This window comes from Synechococcus lacustris Maggiore-St4-Slac, from assembly GCF_024345595.1.
GTDB lineage: Bacteria > Cyanobacteriota > Cyanobacteriia > PCC-6307 > Cyanobiaceae > Synechococcus_D > Synechococcus_D lacustris.
Window position 1 is genome coordinate 81,972 of the sequence record NZ_JAGQBK010000001.1, and the last position, 22,219, is coordinate 104,190.

Consider the following 22,219-nt stretch of genomic DNA (forward strand, 5'->3'; position numbering starts at 1 on the left):
GGATAGGTGCTCATTTATTTATGCAGGTAGGGCCCATGGATTGATGCCTAAATCAGCGCCGATGCGATGGGCACAGGCAAATCCACTAAAGGCCACGGCATTAAGCCCTTGGCCTGGAAAACAGGAATCTCCAACGCAATAGAGGCCATTGATGCCGGTGCGATTAAAGGGCATCGGTAACAAGCCGGGTAATCGCATGGCTGGAATTGGCCCGTAGCTGCCCTGGTGGCGGCCAAGGAAACGGCGATGGCTGCGGGGAGTGCCCACCTCTCGGTGGCTTATCCCATTTGTGAGGCCGGGCAGTAGTGCCTCTAGGCGTTTGATTAATTGATTGGCATCCGCTGCTTTTTTTGCTTTGTAAAGGGAGGGCGATAGGCCTTGCCAATGCTCCATGGAGCTGGGCGTAAAGCAGTGCAGGATATGTTTACCAGCCGGCGCCAAGTGGGGATCCAAAAGGGTTGGCATAGACACAAAAACAACACCCTGTTCCGCCTCAAGCTGTTGCCAATCTTCGAGTAATAAGTGGTGGCAATGGAAACCAGGCGGCACCACTGCAGCATCAATGCCTAAATGAAGCGAAAGGAAAGATGGCGATGGCTTATAGCGTTTTCGCCAAGTATTTTCTGCTTTTGGGCTGTGGGCTGAATCAATTAAATCACCAAAAGTATCCCAGCGGGTGGCATTACTTACCACTTTGCGGCTGCGGATTTGCTCCCCATTCGCTAGTTGCACGCCAACTGCTATGCCATCTTCTAGCAACACCTTCGTTACCCTGGTTTTGTAGCGAATTTGGCCGCCATGGCGTTCTAAGCCGCTAACTAATTTTTCTGCAATCACCCCAACACCACCTTTGGGATAGTTGATGCCACCGGCATGGCGATCAGAAAACACCATGCCTGCATTTATCATCGGCGTTCGATCTGCGGGCATCACACTCCAGCAGAAACATTCCATATCAATAAATTTGAGCAGCTCTGGATCATTGATATGTTTCCGCGCCACATCACCCACATTTATGGGCAGCCAGCGGGCAAGGCCAAGGCAGGCTAGTGGTGCCTTAAAAAACACCTTAGCTAGATAGGCGGGATCTTCAAGTGATAACAATGGCATTGCATCAAGGCAGTTAAATACCTGCCAGCAAGCATTATAAAATGCGCGTATTCCATTTTCTTCTTTAGGAAATTTAGCTATCAAAGTTGATATAAAGTTTTCATAGTTGCGATCAACTGCAACTGATAAGTTGTTTGGCAGATGATATTCAAGCTGGGCTGGATCGGCGATGGTTTCGCAATGTTCACCCACATCAGCAAGGGCGCGGGTGAGCAGGTTGGTGTGGCCTTTTTCACCAAAACCAAAAATCATCGAGGCACCCACGTCAAAGGTGTAGCCAGCCCGTTTGAAGCTGCCACCCGATCCACCGGGTATCAAATAACGCTCCAGCACAAGCACCTTGGCGCCTTTTGCCGCCAGTTGGCTAGCGGTTACGAGGCCGCCGATGCCGGCACCAACCACGATTACATCCCAATGGGGGCTGCTGCTGTTCACCTTGGCTGCGGAGCTATTAAAAGCGACCCTAGGGGGTTGGTGGCGCTTGTTAGATCAGCAAGAGCTCGATCGCGATAGGCGCCATAGCGTTCCCGTTTATCGCGAATGCGAGTATTTAATTCTGGCAAGAGGCCGAAATTAGGGGGCATCGGTTGAAATTTAGCTGTGGGTGCTTCTGCGATGAAATGGGTTAGTGCACCGATCATGCTGGTGGCTGGCAGTGAAATAGCTTCCATTCCTAGGGCTAGCCGTGCGGCATTTGTGCCTGCTAACCAACCGCCTGCCACCGCTGCTGCATAACCTTCAGTGCCAGTGATTTGGCCTGCCGCCAATAAATTTGGCCGTTGGCGAAATTGCAGGCTGGCTTCTAATAATTGGGGTGATTCAAGGAAGGTGTTGCGATGCATCACGCCAAATCGCACAAATTCGGCGTTCTCAAGCCCTGGGATTAAGCGCAATACCCGTTTCTGTTCCGGCCATTTGAGGTTGGTTTGGAAGCCAACTAAATTCCAGAGGCGGCCATCTTTATCTTCCTGACGCAGCTGCACCACCGCATAGGCCCGTTTTGCCCGGCGCACATCTTTATCGTTCACATCACCCCAACGGGGATCCCAAAGGCCGATTGGTTTTAGGGGGCCATAGCGCATGGTGTCTTCCCCGCGGCGCGCTAATTCCTCGATCGGTAGGCAGCCCTCAAAGTAGTTGGCACTTTCTTTCTCAAAATCCTTAAGTTCCGCCTGCTCTGCCTCAAGTAACGCCTGGCGGAAATGCAGGAATTGCTCTTTATCCATGGGGCAATTGATGTAATCAGCATCGCCTTTGTCGTAGCGGGAGGCGCGAAATGCCTTGTTTAGATCAATGCTTTCCCCTGCCACAATCGGGCTAGCGGCATCAAAGAAATGGCACTCATCCCTTCCGGTGAAGCTGCGTAGCGATTCAGCTAAGGGTTCACTTGTTAGCGGCCCGGTGGCGAGCACGGTGATTTGTTCGGGGCCCGGCAGGCTGGTTTGCTCTCGGCGTTCAATGGTTACCAGTGGATGTTGCTCTAGGGCGCTGGTGAGGGCGGCGCTATAGCGGCCGCGATCAACGGCTAGGGCACCACCAGCTGGCACCGCATGCTGATCAGCGGTGCTGATAACGAGAGAACCAAGTTGCCTTAATTCATGTTGCAACAGCCCTGCGGCCCGATCACTAGCTAGGGCGCCAAAGCTATTGCTGCAAACAAGTTCTGCAAATTCACTGCTGTGGTGGGCTGGTGAGCGCCGCAGCGGACGCATCTCCACCAAGGTAACCGGCACACCCGCGCGAGCCACCTGCCATGCAGCCTCAGTGCCAGCCAGGCCAGCACCGATCACAAGCACGTTTAGATGATCAACGTTCAAAAAATCAACGCTCAAATAATCAACCGCGGGATCGCTTCAGCAGTAGTTGCAGCTGACCAACGGCAGCGCGGCCGATATTGAAGCCAGCCCAGCCCACTGCCAAAAGGATCGGTGAGGCAACTAAAACAAGCCGAAGATCCATGGTGCAGGCGGGTACTTACAGCTACCGATCTTAATTGTTCGCGGCGTGTTTTTCTGCTAATTGGCGGTAATTGAGGGCATGGGCGCGTTGGGCGCTGATTTCACTGGGGCTTTGTTGCCTTTTCACCTGGGCTGGGGTGCCCATCACCACCGCTGCAGCCGGTACATCTTTCGTTACCACGGCTCCAGCCGCCACAAGGGCACCAGCGCCAACCGTTACGCCATTCAGCACAATTGCACCGATGCCGATCAAGCAGCCGTCTTCCAAGGTGGCGCCATGAACAACAGCGCGATGGCCAATGGTTACTTCCCTACCGATGCGCACCGCTGCATCTGGATCACCATGCACCACTGCCCCATCTTGGATATTGCTGTTGCTACCCACCTCGATCGAGCAGAGATCAGCCCGTAAAACGGCAGTAGGCCAAATGCTCACCCCGTCCCTTAGCCGCACATCGCCGATCAGCACTGCATCGGGTGATACCCAAGCAGCAGCACTGAGGTTTGGCTCAGGCCAAAAAAGTGAAACCATGGCTAGGGGGGGTTGTTGCGTGATACTTTCAACTCTGCCTAAACGGGCATTTGGGTCGCTAGCTCAGCGGTAGAGCATTCGGCTTTTAACCGATTGGTCCTGAGTTCGAATCTCAGGCGACCCATAATTTTTTCTTTGCTACAAGAGCAGGCGGGTTTAGAAGGCTGACTTGATGGTTGGTTGCTCTTGGAGGTTGCCGCTCACGTATTTGTGCAACACGCGGCTGATCAGGGTTTGATAGGGGACACCCTCCTGCAGGGCCCGCGTGCGGATTGCCTGGAGATCGCCGCTGGAGAGGCGGATGTTGATGCGCTGATCCTTTTGGCCCGTTGCCCGGGCCGCCTCACGCAGCGTTTGGATTACCCCAGGGGTTTAGCTGTTGCTCTTCAGGCTGTTGGCGCTCCATCACGAATTGGTCCTGAATTCGAATGAAAATTAGCTATAAATACTAAATAAAGCCCTTCCCAGTGATCCACTTCAACAAAGACGACGTTGAACGCCTGAGCCGTGGCAAATCCAGCCGTTCTAAAATTGGTAGTAGATCTACTCCACATCGGCTCACGCAAAAAGAACGAATACTGTTTGAAGCAGCACAACGGCAGGGATTTCTAAAAGTTCCTGCTTCTGGAATTCGCCCAAATGTATTAAATATCTATCGGCTTTGGTGTGAAGCTGAAGGTAGAGAATTTATTGTAAAAAATACTAATTAAGCTTAAATATGGCAGCTGAGCAGCCAACCGGTGCCGGGGCCTTCCACTTCCCAGCGGGGTAGCCAGTTTTTCCAGCTGTATTGCTGGCTGGCACCATTTTGATTTGCCGTGTAACCACCATTCAGTAGATCAGCTTCCCCATTGGGGTCGTGGTGGATTGAATGGCTATCGCTAAATCCAATCAAAACCGACCAATGGCCGCCGCCACTTGGTGCCTCCACAGGCCCTTGATGAAGCCAGCCCACCGCCACTGGCCTGCCGCCATTGATTTCAGCTTCAAGGGCGCTGCGATCACCATTTGTGGTGAGGTATGCAGTTAAGCCAAGGGAATGGAGGGTTGTTAATTGAACCTGGGCTGATGTTGTGTCGCCAAATTTTGCCCGAATCGCATTGTATTCATCATCATTTGCTACTTTTCCCCAATAACGGGCAAGCATGGCGCAACTACTGGAAAAACATTCGCGGTAGCCAGTGCCACTGGCATTGTCGTTTTGGTTTTCCCATGCCACAGCCAATGGGTTGCCAAAACTGGCAACAGCAGCGGCTGAAAAACATTGCCGCCAGGCTGCAGTTTCTGTGAGAATTTCTGGATCAGCAGCAATTATCGCCAGGCGCAATTGCTCGATGCCATCGAGTTGCTGCGGTTGCGCCTTCCAGAAGTCCCAGAATTGCCGCCAACGCTCCGCCGTAAAAGTGGTAGCTGGATTGCTGATGATAGGATTTTATAGAGCAAGTTTAATTTAGGGAGGGCAAGTGCTTTTGTCTAATAATCTGGATAAACTACCACTTGAGAAAATACCAGATTTTTGTCGGCGCTGGCAAGTGAACGAATTTTGTTTATTTGGTTCCGTTCTCAGCGATAATTTTGGTAGCAAAAGTGATGTTGATGTAATGGTGCAGTTTGATCCAGCGGCCTGCCCCACCTTTCTTCGGATTGAGGTTAGTCGTAATTATTTGCGTCGCAATCAAATACTTTCCTCTGCTAAAGTTGTATATGCAGCGTGATCTATACCTATGGCTATAGACTTGGAAGAAGCGCAGCAATTGCAAGAAAACTGGCTGGCTCGCTTAGCTTTTGGGCCTGATCGGGCCAGGGCCCGTTTGGTTCATCTGTGGAGTGGTATTTTTCCGGTTAGTTGGCGACAATTACGCAGCGCAAATCAATTACAGCAACACTTGCAAACAATTGAAGAACACTTGAATGCAGATTTTGGTTCATTATTAACTGCAATGCTCCTGGATCCAGCCCTGCAGATTTCCTTAAATGGCCTGGCGAATAAGCGCGGTAGGCCAAATGAAAATTTAGCCCGTGAATTATTAGAATTATTCAGCCTTGGTGAAGGTAATTATAAGGAATTTGATGTGCAAGAAACTGCCCGTGCCCTCACCGGTTACTACCTAACACCTGAGGCTAAATTAGGGCTTGATCCCCTTCGCCATGACAGCAGCCAAAAAAGTATTCTTGGTAAAACTGCTAATTTTAATGCCATCAGTTTAGCTGCCTGGTTAGCGCAACAACCTTCCACTGCCCTGCATATTAGTAGCCGCCTATGGCGTGGATTAGTTGGATCATTGCCGGCAAAGAAAAGATTATTATCTGTGGCAAAACAATGGCAAGATCAAAAACTTTCTTTAGCTTGGCTGCACAACACATTAATAAATTCTCCAGAGGCAATTGCTGCCCGCGGAAAAAAAGTAAGTGATCCAATTTTGATGATCAGCCGCAGCTTGGCTCTACTTGGCAGTAGAAACCAAGAGGCCTTACAAATCAGCCGATTGCAATTAGCGCGCATGGGTCAACCGCCATTGGATCCACCATCGGTGAAGGGATGGCCCATTAATGAACAATGGCTGAATTTACGTTGGCTGCAGGCCCGTCGCCAAGGTTTAACCACACTAGTTGCCAATGAAGAAGTTTGGAATTCAAGGAACCTGCCGCCTATGTTATTGAGCTCCTTAACGCCAATCCCACCTTTGGGTTTAACGCTGCCATCTGCTGCTAACCGCACCAACATTGCTAAGTTATTTAAAGATCCGGTGTGGCAACTTTCAGCATGAAAAAATGAAACGTAGATCACTATTCGGTTTATTTGCTACTGCAACTTTTGCACCGGCAGCCTTCACCGCAGCTGCTCTGGCAGTACCGAAATCCGGGCGTGTGTTGGTGCTATTGGAACTGCGGGGCGGCAATGATGGCCTTAATACAGTTGCGCCATACCGTGATCCCATTTATCGCCAAGCCAGGCCACGGCTTGCCTTAGAGCAACCACTACCCCTTAGTGATGGCCTTGGTTTACATCCATCCATGGCGGCAATTGAACCGTTGTGGCGCGAGGGCAGGCTCAGCTTTGCCCTTGGTTTGGGTTGGCCCATGCCAAATCGCAGTCATTTCAAAGCAATGGATCAATGGGCCACGGGTAAAGCATCAGCAGAGGGGCCCGGTTGGCTTGCCGCCGCCATGGACCAACGTCTTATGGCAGGGCCCTTAGTGGCATTAGGGCCAGCTGGTTCCAGCAGCACCGAAGGTGGAAAAGCGATGGCATTGCAGGTGGCAGCTGAAGCTTTAAAAAAGCAAAATTCCGCCCAATTAAATCCCCAATTAGCGGCAGCAAATCCTGTTCTAAGGCGCATGTTGGAATTGGAATTAGCAGGCGCCCGTGAATTGGAACGGTTGCGTGAGGGGTTACAACCATCCATAGCCGGCCTTTCAATACCAAAAACAGCCCTCGGCCAGCAGGTTGATATTGCTTTGCGTTTAATTGCTTCACCCAATTGCCCGCCCGTAATAACCCTTGCCCAAGGCGGTTACGACACCCACGCAAATCAAGCATCTGCCCATGCTAATCAATTAAAGCAATTAGCTGATGCCCTACAGGTTTTTGATCGGGGCCTTAAACAATTAACCAAAAGGCCCCAGGTAACCCTGCTTGCGGTTAGTGAATTTGGAAGGCGTTTACGTGAAAATTCATCAAATGGCACCGACCATGGCAGTGCATCCATCGGCTTGATCTATGGCGATTTTGTGGGCAGGAACTTGCCCCATCCTTTTATTGGTAAATATCCGAGCCTTGATCAGCTCGACCAACGCGGTGATTTAATCGCTAACCTAAGCCCTGATCAACTTTACAGGCAAGTTCTGAATAGTTTATGGGTTTAAATAAAACAGCCTGGAATGCTTCCGATTGCCCCGATCAAAGCGGCCGCGTTGCCTTAATTACAGGCGCAAATAGTGGCTTGGGTTTAGAAACAGCAAGGGTGCTTGCGGGCCGCGGAGCAACGGTTTTGATGGCCTGCCGCAGCCGTGAACGGGCCGAGCAGGCGCGCCAACAACTGCTGCCCATAGTTGATGGTGGTGCCATTGATTTAGTGGAACTAGATCTAGCTGATTTGGCATCGGTTCAAAGGGCCGTTAGGCAGGTGGAGGATTGCTATGGCCGTTTAGATCTATTAATCAATAATGCAGGTGTGATGGGTTTACCACGCACGCTTACCCGTGATGGTTTTGAATGTCAATTTGGCATCAATCATTTAGGTCATTTTGCTTTAACAAATGCCCTTTTGCCCTTAATGCAGGGCCGCCCTGATGCAAGGATTGTTAGCGTTAGCTCGGGAGCTCAATATTTTGGCCGCATCAACTTCAATGATCTCCAAGCTGAAAAAAACTATGATCGTTGGAAAGCCTACGGCCAAAGTAAGCTTGCAAATGTGATGTTTGCCGTTGAATTGCAACATAGGTTGAGTTTATCAAATTCCAATGTGCAATCTTTCGTTGCCCACCCAGGTGTGGCCCGCACCAATCTGCAACCAACTTCAGTGGCAGCTAGTGGTTCAAGGCTAGAACCCCTGGCCTATCAATTAATGGCACCCTTATTTCAATCTGCTGCCATGGGTGCTTTGCCACAGCTTTTTGCCGCCACTGCAAAAGAGGCAGTTCCCACTTCTCAATACGGCCCTAATCAATGGGGTGGCATGCGCGGTTGGCCAACGGCGGTGCCAATGGCACCCGCAGCAAAAGATTTAGAACAACGCAAAAAATTATGGGAAATCAGCGAAAAACTATGCGAGTTTAACAATTAAATATATTCAAATATTTTATTATTTAACCCGCCAATTGTTAATCTTTTTAATTAATTTTTGATGCCAGGGTGTTATGTCTGTTAAGGGTGTGGGCTCGATATTAATTGTTTGCTCCAGTTCTGATCGCAGCCTGCGCAATGTTGGTATTAATAGCAGTGCTAAAATTAAACTAAACAATAATATATAGGGTAATATAGTGATCAGCCATACCGTTGCGATGGCGGCACCAGCAATTTTAAGGCCATTTGCTAGCCAATTTGTTTTTGTTTTGCCGGGTAGTAATGGTGGCATAGCTGATCAGAGTTAATTAATCTACAAAACGCTTATAGAGCCAGCGCACGAAATTTCCCACCACTGGCACCGGTTCAAAGGTTGGGCCGATAAAATCAAAATAGTCGCGATGATCACAAATCTTAGCTTCTTGATTAAATATTAAGCGTGTTGTGCCTGGATAAATAAACTCAATTCCTTTGATCTTTAATCCCATCACCCATTCCACAAATGCCCGATCGCCATCAATTGCAATGGCACCCGGCAGCAAATAAATATCATCACAACGCTTGATTAAACCCTCCTGGGCCGCTATATAAGCCTTGATTCCATGCCGTTCCTGGGTGGGGTCGCTGAAATGCACATCTTCCGCATAGGCTTCAAGCCATTGGGCTTCACTGGGGAATGGAGCTCCATAGGGCTTGGTAAATAATGCTTTAAGAGCAGCAGCATCCATGGCATCAAGTACCCATCAACACCAATCTTATTGCTTTTGGCAGCAAAAAGAGAGCAAATCTAGAAATTAACGGCCAATAACAGCGATACCCGCCAACCTATGGCTGTATTCATTTTTTCCATGGCATCCCCTGGCATTTCGCTTGTAACAGACATCCTCGTGCCCTTTTTGTTCAAGCTCCTAGGGGCTATTGCCCTTTGGATGGTGGGGGGCTGGCTGATTGGTTTTGCTCTGCGTTTGCTGCGTCGCATGCTCAACCGCGGCAGCCTTGATCCCACCTTGATTGGTTATCTACTAAACATCCTTGGCGCCCTTTTGCGGGTGGTGTTAGTGGTTGCCATCCTCGGTTTCTTTGGCATCCAAACAGCCAGTTTTGCTGCTCTCTTGGCCGGTGCTGGTGTAGCGATTGGCGCCGCCTGGAGTGGCATGTTGGGTAATTTTGCCGCTGGCGTTTTTCTGCAAATCTTTAGGCCAATAAATAAGGGTGATTATGTGGAAGCAGGCGGTGTGGAAGGCACCGTAGATGAAGTGGGTATGTTTGTTACTGCGATCACCTCACCCGATAACGTGCGTAATTATGTTGGTAATGCCAAACTATTTGGAGATAATATCAAAAACTACTCTGCTAATTCCTACCGCCGTGTTGAATTAGTTGCCCAGTTAGATAACAGCGCTGATGTGGCCCAAGCGATCGCTTTGCTGCAGGCTGGTCTTTTGCAGGTGCCCAATCAGGTGGATGGTAAACCCGGTGATGTGGCCGTTTTGGAATTCAGTGAGCGCGGCCCACGCCTCGCCGTTCGCCCCTATACCCACACCGCAAACTATTGGCAGGTTTATTTTGATACCAACCGCATGATTGTGGATGTTCTTGGTAAAGCTGGTTTCCCCGTGCCCCGCATCCCCGTTGCAATGCAAGGCAGCTCTACAAATTAAGTTGCACATCCACTAGTTTCCATTGCAATAGCTGTTTTCGTTGCATTAGTAGCGATATTTTTGTTGCGCCGGCAGCTGTTGCATTTGGATTTGGCAGCTCAAGCAATGCCTGATTTGGATTTTTGTAGCTGAGCCTAAAGCCGCTTAATTGTTTGCCTAGCCCCACAACCTGTTCAATCTTATTTTGATTTTCCGATTGTTTTTGTATATCTTTTAATGCTCCAATCAGCCCAGCTGCTGATACGGTTTCATTTACCTTGCTATCAACCACTGGATTTATTGCCAGCATGCCAACTGACGCGATCATTTCACTAAATAAATTGCGGCCCCCCAGGGATTCAGTGAGTTGATTTTCGGCTTTTATTTTCACCTGTTTATTAATACTGCTGCGCAATTCAGTAAAATCAACTAGTTGCTCCATCCTGCTTATATCACCCTGCTGCGCTGCATTAATCAGCATCCCCAGGCTCACCAGCGGGCTTAGGTAAACACCACCGGCCACACCAATCAAGGCGCAAGCGGCTATTAAATCCCGTTGTTTCATCCGTGCCGCCTATGCCAGGGTGATCAGCATGACTGTTCCACCCGCCTTAGTAGCTACGGCCCGCTGCCTTTGGCAATGGGAATGGCAGCGTTTGATGGCTGGCCTTGCCCCCGCCGATCGGGATGGAAATTTCCAAAGGCGCCCCTCGGAATTTGCAGGAGCTGGCCTCGAATCCCTGCAGGGGGCAGGCAGGCTTCAGTTAATTATTGGCCGCAGTTGCCCCTGGGCCCACCGCGCCTGGTTGGTGTGGCGTTTACGCCAATTGGAGCCATCCGTTCAGCTCTTAATTGTGGAGCCCGATCCCAAGGCAGGCCGCTGGGTATTTCCAGAACCCCTTCTTGGCTGTAATTCCCTCGCTGAGCTATATCAACTTTGCGGCGCAAAAAGTAATGCCAGAGCTACGGTTCCGCTTCTATTGAACCCTGGTGATGGTTCGCAAAAAGCTTCAATAATTAATAATGAAAGTGCTGAATTAATTGAAATTTTAAATTTTTTACCCTCCCCTTCTAACGGCGCTCCAAACCTGCTGCCTAGCCAAAGCTTAGTTGCTATCAATCATTGGCTTAATTTAATGCAGAATGATATTAATGATGGCGTATATCGCTGTGGCTTTGCCCGTAATCAAGCCGCCTATAACCGGGCGGAGGCGGCCCTATTTGCCGGCCTTGCCCAGCTGGAGGAAGCCCTTCTAAGGCAAGGCCCCTGGCTATGTGGCAGCGAGCTCACCATGGCCGATGTGCGCCTATTCCCCACCTTGATTCGCTGGGAGCAGGTTTATGCACCCCTATTTCGTTGCAGCCGGGCACCACTGTTTAGTTTTCCTGCCCTATGGGCTTGGCGGGCCCGTTTCTGCTCCCTGCCAGGTGTTGTTGATACCTGCTACCCAGCCGCCTGGCGCCGTGATTATTTCGGTGCCCTATTTCCGCTCAATCCATCGCTGATTGTTCCGGCTGGCCCCTCCTCCAGCGAGGAGCTATTTGCCTTAATCCAAGCCACAATGAAGCCATGACATCTGCTCCCGCCACATACCAAGGTGTTTACGGCCCATACACCGTTACGGCCCAGCACCGCCAGGAGGTGTTGTTTTATCGCCTCTCCCTATTGCTGCTTGCCCTTGCCCAAGCCGGCCTGCTAATTCAGTGGCGCCAATGGGGCCCAGGTTTTTGTTGGCCCTGGTTGTTGTTGATGGGCCTTGGCCTCGGTGGTGCCCTGCGTTGGGTGCACATCTATGTGCGGCCGCTCCATCGCAGCCTGCAATTGTTTTGGTTGCTTGGCTGCCTTGGCGCTGCTGTGTTGGCCTGGCGGGTGGGACCCGCCGCAATCTTGCCCACCCTGGTGGCACAACCGCTTTGGATTTGGGCCGTTGGTCCCTTTTTTGCTGCTTTAGCTGGTTTGGGTTTCAAGGAATTCTTCTGTTTTCAACGGCCAGAAGCGATTGGCCTCACCCTCCTGTTGCCCCTGTTGTTGCTTGGTTGGCTCGCTGGTGTGCTTAGCGCCCCCATCGCAGCAGCACTATTGGGGCTGGAAAGCCTTTTGCTACTGCTGCTCGCCTTGCGGAAATTCCCCATGGCCCCTGAGGCCGATCTGGGCGATCTCAGCGTTTTTGCCCATCTGGATGCCCATCGGGCTTGATACAAGAAAACCCCCGGCTCTGCCAGGGGTTTTCTCGGAGCGCCAGGGCTAGGCGCTCTTGGCCGACGGAGGGGCTACGTCGCCGGATCCATCTCTTTTGTAACCACAACAGCCCAATTGCTGCAATTGTGTGGCCAAGTGCACACAAAAATCCATGTTTAGTTGGGAGCAACTGGAGGCCCTTGCCCCACCTGAGCCCAACCGCTCAGAAGGCCCCGCCAATAGCCAGGCGCGCCTGCGCCCTTTTGGCAGGCCCCTTGCCGAAATTCGCGTGGTGCTTTATCGCGATCACCACGCCTGGTGCCCCTATTGCCAAAAGGTGTGGCTCTGGCTTGAGGAACAGCAGGTGCCCTATCAAATTAAAAAGGTTTCGATGTTTTGCTATGGCGAAAAGGAAGCCTGGTTTCGCCAACTAGTGCCATCTGGCATGTTGCCGGCTTTAAGCATTGATGGCCAAATGATTGCCGAAAGTGATGTGATCTTGCTTGCCTTAGAGCGCAGCTTTGGGGTGCTTGGTGGTGTTAATGGCCGCTCTATTCAAGATCCGGAAGTTTTAGCTTTGCGCGCATTAGAACGTGATTTATTTCGCGCTTGGTGCACCTGGCTTTGTTACCCAGGCCAGGAAACAGAAGGTGAACGCCTGTTTGAAATTCAGCTGCAGCGCCTGGAAGCAGCCCTTGAAAAGGAGCAAGGCCCCTTCTTGTTTACACATTTTTCCAGTGCCGATCTAGCTTTTGTGCCCTATCTGGAGCGCATGAACAGCAGCCTGCTCTATTACAAGGGCTATGAATTGCGTAAGCGCTGGCCTGCCATCGACCGTTGGTTTACTGGCTTAGAGCAACGCAGCACCTACTGCGGCACCCGCAGCGACCACCACACCCACGCCCACGACCTGCCGCCCCAGATGGGTGGTTGCTATGGCAATGGCAGTGCTGCTGCCAACTACTGGGCTGCCCGCATCGATGCTGGCCCCTGGCACAACCTCAGCGATGCAGGTTCGCCATCGCCAGGCTCTAACCCTGCCACTGAGGCCCTAAGACGGGTGATTAAACATCGCCGCACCCTTTTGGAGCACACCCCCGGCCTCAGCGATGCCGCCCTGCGGGCTGCCCTCACCCGTTTAGTAACCGATGACCCCTGTGCGCCACCCCCCAACAGTGATTTGGGTTTGCGCAACCTGCGCGATCGCATTTGTGTGCCCCGCGATATGGGCATCCATGCCGCCCGGCTGTTGCGCGCTGCCCTAGAGCAAACCGCCGCCCTTGCCGGTTCGCGCCTTCCAGCTGCCCTGCCGCGTCGCCATCGCCGCGATCAAAACCCAGCTCCGTTCTTAGTCCATAGTTGAGTTGTGAAAGAACTACCCTCTCCGGCCCCTGGTTTTGCCCACCTCGGCCTGGGCCGGCCCCTGCTGGAAGCCCTCCACCGCTGTGGCTACAGCAGCCCCACCGCAATCCAAGAACAGGCAATCCCCGCTGTATTAAGCGGCGGCGACCTGATGGCTGCCGCCCAAACCGGCACCGGTAAAACAGCCGGTTTCATCCTGCCAATGCTTGAAATATTGCGCCATGGCACCAGGGCCGGAGCAGGCCATGTGCGCGCCCTTGTGTTAACGCCAACCCGTGAATTGGCCGCCCAGGTGGCTGAAAGTGCAAACACCTATGGCCACGGCTTGCCCCTGCGCAGTGCGGTGGTGTTTGGCGGTGTTGGCATCAATCCGCAAATCGAGCGTTTACGCCGGGGCGTTGATCTGTTGGTGGCAACCCCAGGTCGGTTGATTGATCTGCACGGCCAGGGGGTGGTGGAATTTCGTGGGCTGGAGCTGTTGGTGCTCGATGAAGCGGATCGCATGCTCGATATGGGCTTCATCAACGACATCCGAAAAATCCTGCGTTGGTTGCCATCAAAACGTCAAAATCTGATGTTTTCTGCCACATTTTCCGGCCCGATTCGCAAATTAGCCGAAGGCTTTTTGCATCAACCCCGCCAGATTCAAGTAAGCCCTGAAAACCGCACGGCCGATACCGTTGATCAATGCATTCATCCCGTTGATCAAGGCCGTAAAGGTGCCTTGTTAAGCCATTTGATCATCAGCAACAACTGGCAACAGGTGTTGGTTTTTTCGCGCACAAAACACGGCGCTAACAAGTTGGCTGAAAGGTTGATCAAAGAAGGTATCCAGGCCGCTGCCATCCATGGCAATAAAAGCCAAGGGGCCCGCACCCGTGCCCTGGGTGGTTTTAAAGATGGCGAGCTGCGGGTACTGGTGGCAACTGATATTGCCGCCCGCGGCCTCGATATCGCCCAGTTGCCCCATGTGGTGAACATGGATCTACCAAACGTGCCGGAAGACTATGTGCATCGCATTGGTCGCACCGGCAGGGCAGGCCAAACCGGCCATGCCCTTTCTTTGGTGAGCGCCGAGGAAAGGGATTTGCTCAAAGCAATCGAAAGGCTCATCGGAGCATCGCTGCCACGCCAGGTGGTACCTGGGTTTGAACCGGAAAAACCAATTTCTGCGGGCCCTGTGGAAAAGCCACCGGCCAGATCTTCTCGCAAACCGGCCCCCGGATCTGGTCAAAGGCGCAGGCTTGCACGGTAAACTCGCCCGGAATCCACAGAGTTCCCATGGCGCTTGTTCCGCTACGCCTGCTGCTAGATCACGCTGCTGAAAACGGCTACGGCATCCCAGCGTTCAATGTGAACAACCTCGAGCAGGTGCAGTCGATCATGGAGGCTGCCCATGAAACCGATAGCCCCGTAATTCTGCAAGCTTCCCGCGGTGCTCGCCAGTATGCCGGCGAAAATTTCCTGCGTCACCTGATCCTGGCGGCGGTGGAAACCTACCCAGACATCCCAGTGGTGATGCACCAAGACCACGGCAACAGCCCCGCCACCTGTTTCGGTGCTGCTGCCAATGGTTTCACCTCCGTGATGATGGACGGCTCCCTTGAAGCCGATGCCAAAACCCCTGCCAGCTACGAATACAACGTGGCGGTTACCAAGGAAGTGGTGAGTGTTGCCCACGCCATCGGCGTGAGCGTTGAAGGTGAATTGGGTTGCCTTGGTTCCCTTGAAACCGGCCAAGGTGAAGCTGAAGATGGCCATGGCTTTGAAGGCACCCTCGACCATTCACAACTGCTCACCGACCCCGCTGAAGCCGCTGATTTTGTTGCTAAAACCAAGGTTGATGCTTTGGCAATTGCCATCGGCACCAGCCATGGCGCCTACAAATTCACCCGCAAACCCACCGGTGAAGTTTTAGCGATTTCAAGAATTGCTGAAATCCATAAGGCCCTCCCAAATACCCACCTGGTGATGCATGGTTCTTCTTCCGTGCCCCAAGAGTGGCTCGACATGATCAATAAATTCGGTGGTGCAATCCCCGAAACCTACGGGGTACCCGTTGAAGAAATCCAAGAGGGTATTCGCAACGGTGTGCGCAAGGTGAATATCGACACCGATAATCGCTTGGCTTTCACCGCAGCTGTGCGGGAAGCAGCTGCTAAAGATCCCAGCAATTTTGATCCCCGCCATTTCAATAAACCAGCCCGCGCGTACATGAAGCAGGTGTGCCTCGATCGCTACCAGCAGTTCTGGGCCGCCGGTAATGCCAGCAAGATCAAACAGCAAGATATCAACTACTACGCCGGCCTCTACGCCAAAGGTTCCCTTTACTGATTTACTTAGCAACCAATAAAGCAAGCGCTTTTTCTAGGTTGCTCTCCATCACAAAACGGCGGCCATCGCTCACCACAACTCTCACGAGGGTGGGCAGGCCGCCATTTCGTGCCTTCAGATATATCGGTTCAACATAAAGAAGGCCTTTGCCGATCGGCACCACCAGGAGGTTGCCTTGTATCACCTCCGAACCTTGGCGATTCCAAAGGCCAAATTGACGGCTGATAACAGGATCCTGTTCGATTAGCGCTGATATCTGTTGGGTGCCCAGCAGCAACCTTTGCTGCGGAAAGCGCACCAGCCTTAATTTGCCATAGGCATTGCCATCATTGCGAGCAGCGAGCCAACCCACCAAATTAGGGCGCTTTAGGGGAGAAAAAGGTAAAAGCAACACAAACTCAGGCCTTTTTTCCCCGGGTAGTTGCAAAGTTACGTGATATGGCCTCACTTCAACACTGCGATTTCCATATATCTCTAAGGGGATATCCCAAACATCATCACCATTATAAAAAGTGCGCACATCTGTTACATGAAAACGCAGTAGCATCTCCGCCTGAATTGCAAATTGGCTTTGGGGAACTTGAATGTGTTTTAGTAGCTCCTTTGGCATCTCAGCTAAGGGGGCAAATAATTCAGGGAATATCCTCTGCCAGGTGCGTAGTATTGGATCTTGGGGATCACTTACATAAAAGCGCACATCACCTGTATATGCATCTACTATTGCTTTTACCGGGTTGCGTAAATAACGCAAACCTTGGGAATTAGCTTCGCTGTAGGGATAGCTGCGGCTTGTGGTGAATCCATCCACAAACCAGAATTGATGCACGCCTCGTTTGAAGCCACTGCCGGGGGGCAGGCTTGCCGTCACTAAATAGGGTGCGTTTTCAAAGCGCAGAAATGGGGCGATTGCTTTTAGGCGAGCTTGGATTTGGCGCCTCAGCAGCAATTTGCTATTCGCCTCAAGGGCGCCCGTAAACAGCAGCCTTGGTTCCCTTAGGTAGTTGGCAGCAAATATTTTCTGCCAGCTATGGCTTAAAGGAACGCCAAGCGTTCCTTTGTAGTGGGAATAAATATTTAGATCTCCCTCTGGGTAGTCGAATTCTTTTACCCGCGATGGTGCGATTGCATAGGGGGTGGCATTGAAGCCGAAATAAATTCTCGGTTCCCCCACCGGTAATTGGCGGCGCACTTCAGCGCTGGTTACATCCAATTCAGCAAAACCTTGCACCTGGCCGCTGCGGCCTAGATCTTTAACAAAAAATATCGGCAGGCCGTCGGGGCCAAAGGCATTCACCGGTGAAACGGTGAAGCCATAGCCGTGGGTAAACACCATGTGCAGGTTTTGCCAGGTGCGAGATGCCCCAGGTAATGCATTGGCATCCAGTTCCCTTGGTGCAATCAGCACCTGTTGGGCGCCCCGGTTTTGATCGCTGCTGAGGCTGTAGCGATCTACGGCTGCAGAGGGAAAGCTGTAATAAAGGCGCAGCTGTTGCAATTGCCGGTTTGTGGCAAGCAGGGGCTGGTTATCCCATAGCCGCAGGTTTTCAATCGTGCCCGGGCCTTGTTTTAAATCGGCTGCATCTAGCCCTTGGCGTGGCTCCAAGGTTTCCTGTTGCACTTGATCTAAATCAAAGGCAGCGCGGGTGGCTTTGATCGTGCGCTCCAAATAGGTGCGCTCCAGCTGTAGTTCCCGCGGCTGCACCATGAACCGCTGCACCACTGGTGCAATTAGCAATTCCGCCAGGGGGATCAAGAGGCCGGTGCAGGCCAATGGCAGCAGCAGCCCCCGCCGCAACCAGCCGCTGGGCAGGGGGGTCATCAGGCCGCCGGCCGTGAGTAGAAGCAATCCGGCTAAAAGCAACCGCAGCGGTAAACGCACATACACATCAACGAAGCCAGCCCCCGCTGCCACCCCATGGCCATCCACCATTAGTTCAAATGGGCTTAGGGCCGTAATCAGGGCAGCAACTAGGGCGAGTGCCGCCAGTTGAGGTTGCAATACCCGTTGTTGCGGTTTGCTCAGGCCACTGAAATACCACTCGCTAAAACTGTTTCCCTGGCTAACGCTCAGCCACAGGCAGGCGGCCAACCCCACCAGTAATTGGCCCATAACAACGCTCAACACCAGCTGCAGCGCTGGTAGTTGCAACACCGTGAAGCTCAGATCAAGCCCGGTAATGGGGTCCCCCTGGCCAAATGGTGCCGCCAATAGGGCCGGCAGCCAAAGGCTCCAACCCCGCGCCAGGGCGGTGGCCGATGCCACCAGAGCTGCCGAGAGGGCAATCCGCAGCGTTGTTAAGGGCCAGCGCAAAAGCGGTAGCAATAAAGCCAGTGCCAGCGCCAGCAGCAAGCCCACAGGTACACCCGCCAGCATCGGTAGGCCGCTGAGCGCTTCGTTGTTGAAGGGGGCATTTATCAAGCCCCGGGCCTGCACCAATAAATAGGTAAGGCCCAGCAACAGCGAGCCCAAAAGCAAGGCCAACACAAAACTGAGCCCCCAGCCCCTTAGGGGTGGCAGGTTGCCCCTTTGGATTTGGTTTTGGCTGCGCAGGCTCCAGCAGCGCTGCAATTGCTGTAGTTGCAGTGGGATGCCAAGGCCCAGCACCGCAATAAAGGCAACCCCCTGCACCGCCCAGCGGCGCAGCAGCAGTTGCTCGAGCTGAAATTGTTCAAACCAAGCAAATTCCACCCATAGCCTTGGCAGCAGCAAGATCAGCAGCAGTGCCGCTGCCAAAAAGCTCGCCAAGGCCGCTGATTGTGATCGCGAAAAAGCTGGGGCACCCATTACCAAACCCTATCCAATCAATATCGTTGCTAATACCCAACCACCACGGTTGGGATTTAATCGTTCACCCTAATGGCGCTGCTAACTTGGTGCAATACGACTTTCAGCCGTGACGTCTACCCTCGCCTCGGTTACTTTCAAAGGCTTGCGCTGCAAGGAATGCGGCCATGAATACGGAGCTGGCGCTCGCCACGTTTGCGAAGACGTGTGCTTTGGCCCCCTCGAGGTTGTTTACAACTACGACGCCATTCGGGCTCGCACCACCCGCGCCTCGATCGAAGCTGGCCCCGTATCGATTTGGCGCTACCGCGATTTCTTGCCCATCGAGGGGGATCCCATCGATGTGGGCACCGGTTTTACACCCCTGCTTAAGGCAAATCGCCTGGCAAGGCGCCTCGGTATCAAGAATCTCTATATCAAAAATGATGGCGTAAATATGCCCACCCTTTCTTTTAAAGATCGGGTGGTTAGCGTTGCCCTAACAAGGGCTCGGGAGCTTGGTTTTTCTACGGTTAGCTGTGCTTCCACAGGTAATTTAGCTAATTCCACCGCAGCGATCGCCGCCCATGCCGGCATGGATTGCTGTGTATTTATTCCCGCTGATCTCGAGGCGGGCAAGATCCTCGGCACCTTGATTTATAACCCCACCTTGATGGCGGTTAAAGGTAATTACGACCAGGTGAATAGGCTTTGCTGTGAAGTGGCAAATACCTATGGTTGGGGCTTTGTTAATATCAATTTGCGCCCTTATTACTCAGAGGGTTCAAAAACCCTTGGCTATGAAGTTATTGAACAACTTGGCTGGCAATTGCCCGACCACATCGTTGCCCCCTTGGCTTCCGGTTCCCTGTTTACTAAAATCAGCAAGGGTTTTGATGAATTCATCAAAGTTGGTTTAGTTGATGAAAAGAAGGTGCGTTTTAGTGGCGCCCAAGCTGAGGGTTGCTCACCCATAGCCCAAGCATTTGCAGAGGGTAGGGATTTCATTACGCCTGTAAAACCAAACACCATTGCAAAATCAATCGCCATTGGTAATCCAGCCGATGGTCCCTATGCCATCGATCTGGCAAACCGCACCGGTGGCTCCATTGCCGCCGTAACAGACGACGAAATCATCGCTGGCATCCAGCTCTTGGCTGAAACCGAAGGTGTTTTCACTGAAACCGCAGGTGGCACAACAATTGCAGTGCTTAAGAAACTGGTGGAACAGGGCAAAATCGATCCATCTGAAACCACCGTTGCTTACATCACAGGCAATGGCTTAAAAACCACCGAAGCCGTTAGTGCTGTGGTGGGTGAGCCCCACACCATCGAACCCCAGCTGGCCAGCTTTAATGCCGCCTGGGAAAGGGCCCAGTCGCTCCAGCGCGCCACCTGGGAAAGCGTTGGCGTTTAATTATTAGCTACTTCTATTATTCAACTTTGCATTTAATTCCATGGCAGTTCAAGTTTTAATTCCCACCCCCCTGCAGAAATTCACCGCTGATCAAGCAACCGTTGAATTGGAAGCCAGCTCCGTGCAGGAATTGATTGAAGCCCTAGATACTGCTTTTCCAGGTTTGGGTAATCGCCTTTGTGACGAGCAGGGAAAGTTACGCCGCTTTCTTAATTTTTATGTGAACAGTGAGGATATTCGTTTCCTTGATAATCAAACCACTGCCCTCAGCGCTGGGGATGAGGTGAGCATTGTGCCAGCGGTTGCTGGGGGCTGAAATCCTTTTCGTGTGCTTGCACAATTTTATTAAAGCTGATTTCGTCCAAGGTTTCTTGCTCAATTAGCGCCTCAACCAAGGCATCCATTAAAGGCCGCCTCGGTGTTAATAAATCAATTGCTTGCTTGAGTGCATCCCTGGCAATTTGTTGTACAACGGCATCTATTTGGGTGGCCGTGTTATTTGAATAGCTGTGCTCTGGCCGCGTCCAATCGCGGCCGAGGAATACCTCACCCCCCTCCTGCTCAAGGGCCATGGGGCCCAGCATTGAAAAGCCATAACGGGTAACCATTTCCCTGGCAATTTGGCTAACCATTTGCAAATCACCGCTAGCCCCTTGGGTTACCTCCGCATCACCAAACACCACGATTTCAGCTGCCCTTCCCCCCATGGCCACCACCAACCTCGCCCGTAGGTAGGCCTTGCTAATCAAGCCGCTGTCAAGAATTTCCTCATCGGGGGTGGTGCGGGCAAAGCCGCCAATTCCACCTGCCCTTGGCAGCAGCGTTACTTTGTCGAGGTTGTCTGCAGCGGGCAGCAGGGTTGTGAGTAAGGCATGGCCCACTTCGTGATAGGCGATTAGGCGTTTCTTGGCGCTGTCTTGCAGGGGTTTAGCCCCTAGGCCCATCGTTACCCGCTCAAGGGCATCATTCATCGCCTGTTCATCAATAAACAGCCTTTCCCTTCTCGCCGTGAGAATCGCCGCTTCATTGATCAAATTGGCCAGATCTGCCCCGGAAAACCCCGGCGTGCGCCTTGCCCAAAGCGGTAGCGAAACGTCGTCCCCCAAGGGCCTGGTGCGGGCATGAACCCCCAAAATTGCCTCGCGACCGCGGCGATCCGGCAGTTCCACCATTATTTGGCGATCAAAACGCCCCGGCCTAAGGAGGGCTGAATCGAGCACATCTGAGCGGTTGGTGGCCGCCAGCAGGATCACACCTGAATTGTCTTCAAAGCCATCCATTTCAGTGAGCAATTGATTGAGGGTTTGCTCCCTTTCATCGTTGCCGCCACCGATGCCTGCCCCCCGTTGGCGACCAACGGCATCGATTTCATCGATGAAAATGATGCAGGGTGCTTTTGCTTTTGCCTGCCGAAATAGATCCCTCACGCGGCTGGCACCAACGCCCACAAACATCTCCACAAATTCAGAGGCGGAAATGGAGAAGAAGGGCACATCAGCTTCCCCGGCGATTGCCCTAGCCAACAGGGTTTTACCGGTGCCAGGGGGGCCCACCAACAACACCCCCCGAGGAATGCGGGCACCAACGGCAGTGAAGCGTTCGGGTTCTTTTAAAAAAGTAACCACCTCCTGTAATTCAGCTTTTGCTTCATCAATGCCAGCTACATCCTCAAAACGAACATTGATGCTCCCCTCCGGTTGAAGGCGGGCCTGGCTGCGGCCAAAGCCCAGGGCTTTTTGGGCTACGGATGCTGAACGCTTTAACAGCAGCACCAACAGGCTGATCAGCAAAATGCCTAAAAATAAATTCACCAGCAGCCCAGAGGAGCTGGCATCGTTTGTATTGCTTACGCTCAAGGGCACCCTGGCTGCTTCGGCGCTGCGCAGGATTTGTTGATCGTTGCTGAAAACCGCCACCCGGCTTTCAGAACCATCTTTGAACTGCACTAACACCTGATCGGTGCGGGGTAGCAGTTTTAATTCCTTCACCTGGCCAGCGCGGATCGCTTTGAGCAGGCCGCTATAGCTTGGGGTTTCGCTCAAATCCGTTTGGGAACCAGGTCCAATTATCTCCATAAAGCTTAGCGATTGACGGATGGTTACCCGGCATTAGATGATTGTTGTTTGGTATTGAGCGA

General features: G+C 52.3%; 23 protein-coding genes and 1 tRNA gene. 14 read left to right on the forward strand and 10 right to left on the reverse strand.

Annotated elements, in window-relative coordinates; genetic code table 11:
* Positions 1–18: 18 nt before the first annotated feature.
* The 4 genes from crtH to KBY68_RS00445 are packed head-to-tail and all read right to left on the reverse strand — an operon-like array spanning position 19 to position 3,600.
* On the reverse strand, positions 19–1,545 hold the full coding sequence (crtH, locus tag KBY68_RS00430; protein ID WP_255095482.1) for a carotenoid isomerase: 1,527 nt from the start codon (positions 1,543–1,545) through the stop codon (positions 19–21).
* A complete protein-coding gene (gene trmFO, locus KBY68_RS00435) occupies positions 1,542–2,927 on the reverse strand; it encodes an FADH(2)-oxidizing methylenetetrahydrofolate--tRNA-(uracil(54)-C(5))-methyltransferase TrmFO (RefSeq protein WP_255095483.1) in 1,386 nt (461 codons plus the stop codon). The genes crtH and trmFO overlap by 4 nt, the downstream gene beginning before the upstream one ends.
* Before the next feature lie 19 nt (positions 2,928–2,946).
* On the reverse strand, positions 2,947–3,069 hold the full coding sequence (locus KBY68_RS00440) for a photosystem II protein Y (RefSeq protein ID WP_255095484.1): 123 nt from the start codon (positions 3,067–3,069) through the stop codon (positions 2,947–2,949).
* 30 nt (positions 3,070–3,099) lie between these two features.
* Positions 3,100–3,600 (reverse strand): gamma carbonic anhydrase family protein, encoded by a 501-nt coding sequence (locus KBY68_RS00445; protein WP_255095485.1) that lies wholly within the window; start codon positions 3,598–3,600, stop codon positions 3,100–3,102.
* A 52-nt stretch (positions 3,601–3,652) separates the two neighbouring features.
* Here KBY68_RS00445 and KBY68_RS00450 point away from each other — a divergent pair.
* Positions 3,653–3,724, forward strand: a tRNA-Lys gene (locus tag KBY68_RS00450).
* Between the two features lie 32 nt (positions 3,725–3,756).
* Here KBY68_RS00450 and KBY68_RS12345 read toward each other — a convergent pair.
* Positions 3,757–3,960, reverse strand: coding sequence for a CopG family antitoxin (locus tag KBY68_RS12345; protein ID WP_390634970.1), 204 nt, complete (start codon positions 3,958–3,960; stop codon positions 3,757–3,759).
* 107 nt (positions 3,961–4,067) lie between these two features.
* Here KBY68_RS12345 and KBY68_RS00460 point away from each other — a divergent pair, with 107 nt between their 5' ends.
* A complete protein-coding gene (locus KBY68_RS00460; RefSeq protein ID WP_255095487.1) occupies positions 4,068–4,310 on the forward strand; it encodes a hypothetical protein in 243 nt (80 codons plus the stop codon).
* A 2-nt stretch (positions 4,311–4,312) separates the two neighbouring features.
* On the opposite strand, the gene KBY68_RS00465 is transcribed toward KBY68_RS00460, so the two are convergent.
* Positions 4,313–4,927: a C39 family peptidase gene (locus KBY68_RS00465; RefSeq protein ID WP_255095488.1), complete on the reverse strand. Its 615-nt coding sequence runs from the start codon at positions 4,925–4,927 to the stop codon at positions 4,313–4,315.
* A 142-nt stretch (positions 4,928–5,069) separates the two neighbouring features.
* Between KBY68_RS00465 and KBY68_RS00470 the strand changes: the two genes are divergently transcribed.
* From KBY68_RS00470 to KBY68_RS00485, 4 genes are read left to right on the forward strand one after another with little or no spacing between them, the layout of a single operon-like run.
* The gene (locus KBY68_RS00470) at positions 5,070–5,315 is read left to right on the forward strand and encodes a nucleotidyltransferase family protein (protein ID WP_255095489.1); all 246 of its coding nucleotides are present in this window, start codon (positions 5,070–5,072) and stop codon (positions 5,313–5,315) included.
* Positions 5,316–5,324: 9 nt separating this feature from the next.
* A complete protein-coding gene (locus KBY68_RS00475; protein ID WP_255095490.1) occupies positions 5,325–6,368 on the forward strand; it encodes a DUF1800 family protein in 1,044 nt (347 codons plus the stop codon).
* A 4-nt stretch (positions 6,369–6,372) separates the two neighbouring features.
* Positions 6,373–7,467, forward strand: a complete 1,095-nt coding sequence (locus KBY68_RS00480; protein WP_255095491.1) for a DUF1501 domain-containing protein — start codon at positions 6,373–6,375, stop codon at positions 7,465–7,467.
* Positions 7,458–8,387 (forward strand): oxidoreductase, encoded by a 930-nt coding sequence (locus KBY68_RS00485; RefSeq protein ID WP_255095492.1) that lies wholly within the window; start codon positions 7,458–7,460, stop codon positions 8,385–8,387. The genes KBY68_RS00480 and KBY68_RS00485 overlap by 10 nt, the downstream gene beginning before the upstream one ends.
* Before the next feature lie 307 nt (positions 8,388–8,694).
* Here the strand turns inward: KBY68_RS00485 and KBY68_RS00490 are convergent, their stop codons facing one another.
* Complete coding sequence (locus tag KBY68_RS00490; protein WP_255095493.1) at positions 8,695–9,114, reverse strand: nuclear transport factor 2 family protein; 420 nt, start codon at positions 9,112–9,114, stop codon at positions 8,695–8,697.
* Between the two features lie 120 nt (positions 9,115–9,234).
* On the opposite strand from KBY68_RS00490, the gene KBY68_RS00495 reads away from it, so the two are divergent.
* On the forward strand, positions 9,235–10,047 hold the full coding sequence (locus tag KBY68_RS00495) for a mechanosensitive ion channel family protein (protein WP_255095494.1): 813 nt from the start codon (positions 9,235–9,237) through the stop codon (positions 10,045–10,047).
* Here the strand turns inward: KBY68_RS00495 and KBY68_RS00500 are convergent.
* Positions 10,037–10,591, reverse strand: a complete 555-nt coding sequence (locus KBY68_RS00500; protein ID WP_255095495.1) for a DUF2939 domain-containing protein — start codon at positions 10,589–10,591, stop codon at positions 10,037–10,039. The two genes, KBY68_RS00495 and KBY68_RS00500, sit on opposite strands and share 11 nt — an antisense overlap.
* 28 nt (positions 10,592–10,619) lie before the next feature.
* Between KBY68_RS00500 and KBY68_RS00505 the strand changes: the two genes are divergently transcribed.
* The 5 genes from KBY68_RS00505 (at position 10,620) to fba (ending at position 15,901) form a co-directional block, all read left to right on the forward strand.
* Positions 10,620–11,600: a glutathione S-transferase C-terminal domain-containing protein gene (locus tag KBY68_RS00505; RefSeq protein ID WP_255095496.1), complete on the forward strand. Its 981-nt coding sequence runs from the start codon at positions 10,620–10,622 to the stop codon at positions 11,598–11,600.
* Positions 11,597–12,223, forward strand: coding sequence for a DUF2301 domain-containing membrane protein (locus KBY68_RS00510; RefSeq protein WP_255095497.1), 627 nt, complete (start codon positions 11,597–11,599; stop codon positions 12,221–12,223). The genes KBY68_RS00505 and KBY68_RS00510 overlap by 4 nt, the downstream gene beginning before the upstream one ends.
* A 154-nt stretch (positions 12,224–12,377) precedes the next feature.
* On the forward strand, positions 12,378–13,568 hold the full coding sequence (locus tag KBY68_RS00515) for a glutathione S-transferase family protein (protein ID WP_255095498.1): 1,191 nt from the start codon (positions 12,378–12,380) through the stop codon (positions 13,566–13,568).
* A gap of 3 nt (positions 13,569–13,571) precedes the next feature.
* A complete protein-coding gene (locus tag KBY68_RS00520; protein WP_255095499.1) occupies positions 13,572–14,822 on the forward strand; it encodes a DEAD/DEAH box helicase in 1,251 nt (416 codons plus the stop codon).
* A 26-nt stretch (positions 14,823–14,848) separates the two neighbouring features.
* Positions 14,849–15,901: a class II fructose-bisphosphate aldolase gene (fba, locus tag KBY68_RS00525; RefSeq protein ID WP_106500316.1), complete on the forward strand. Its 1,053-nt coding sequence runs from the start codon at positions 14,849–14,851 to the stop codon at positions 15,899–15,901.
* Between the two features lies 1 nt (position 15,902).
* Here fba and KBY68_RS00530 read toward each other — a convergent pair whose 3' ends face one another.
* The gene (locus KBY68_RS00530; protein WP_255095500.1) at positions 15,903–18,647 is read right to left on the reverse strand and encodes a UPF0182 family protein; all 2,745 of its coding nucleotides are present in this window, start codon (positions 18,645–18,647) and stop codon (positions 15,903–15,905) included.
* Positions 18,648–18,795: 148 nt separating this feature from the next.
* Here KBY68_RS00530 and thrC point away from each other — a divergent pair, with 148 nt between their 5' ends.
* Together thrC and KBY68_RS00540 are read left to right on the forward strand one after the other, a co-directional pair.
* Positions 18,796–20,082: a threonine synthase gene (gene thrC / locus KBY68_RS00535; RefSeq protein ID WP_255095501.1), complete on the forward strand. Its 1,287-nt coding sequence runs from the start codon at positions 18,796–18,798 to the stop codon at positions 20,080–20,082.
* A gap of 40 nt (positions 20,083–20,122) precedes the next feature.
* Complete coding sequence (locus tag KBY68_RS00540; RefSeq protein WP_106500313.1) at positions 20,123–20,398, forward strand: MoaD/ThiS family protein; 276 nt, start codon at positions 20,123–20,125, stop codon at positions 20,396–20,398.
* Here KBY68_RS00540 and ftsH read toward each other — a convergent pair.
* On the reverse strand, positions 20,349–22,157 hold the full coding sequence (gene ftsH, locus KBY68_RS00545; RefSeq protein ID WP_106500312.1) for an ATP-dependent zinc metalloprotease FtsH: 1,809 nt from the start codon (positions 22,155–22,157) through the stop codon (positions 20,349–20,351). The two genes, KBY68_RS00540 and ftsH, sit on opposite strands and share 50 nt — an antisense overlap.
* Positions 22,158–22,219: the final 62 nt, after the last annotated feature.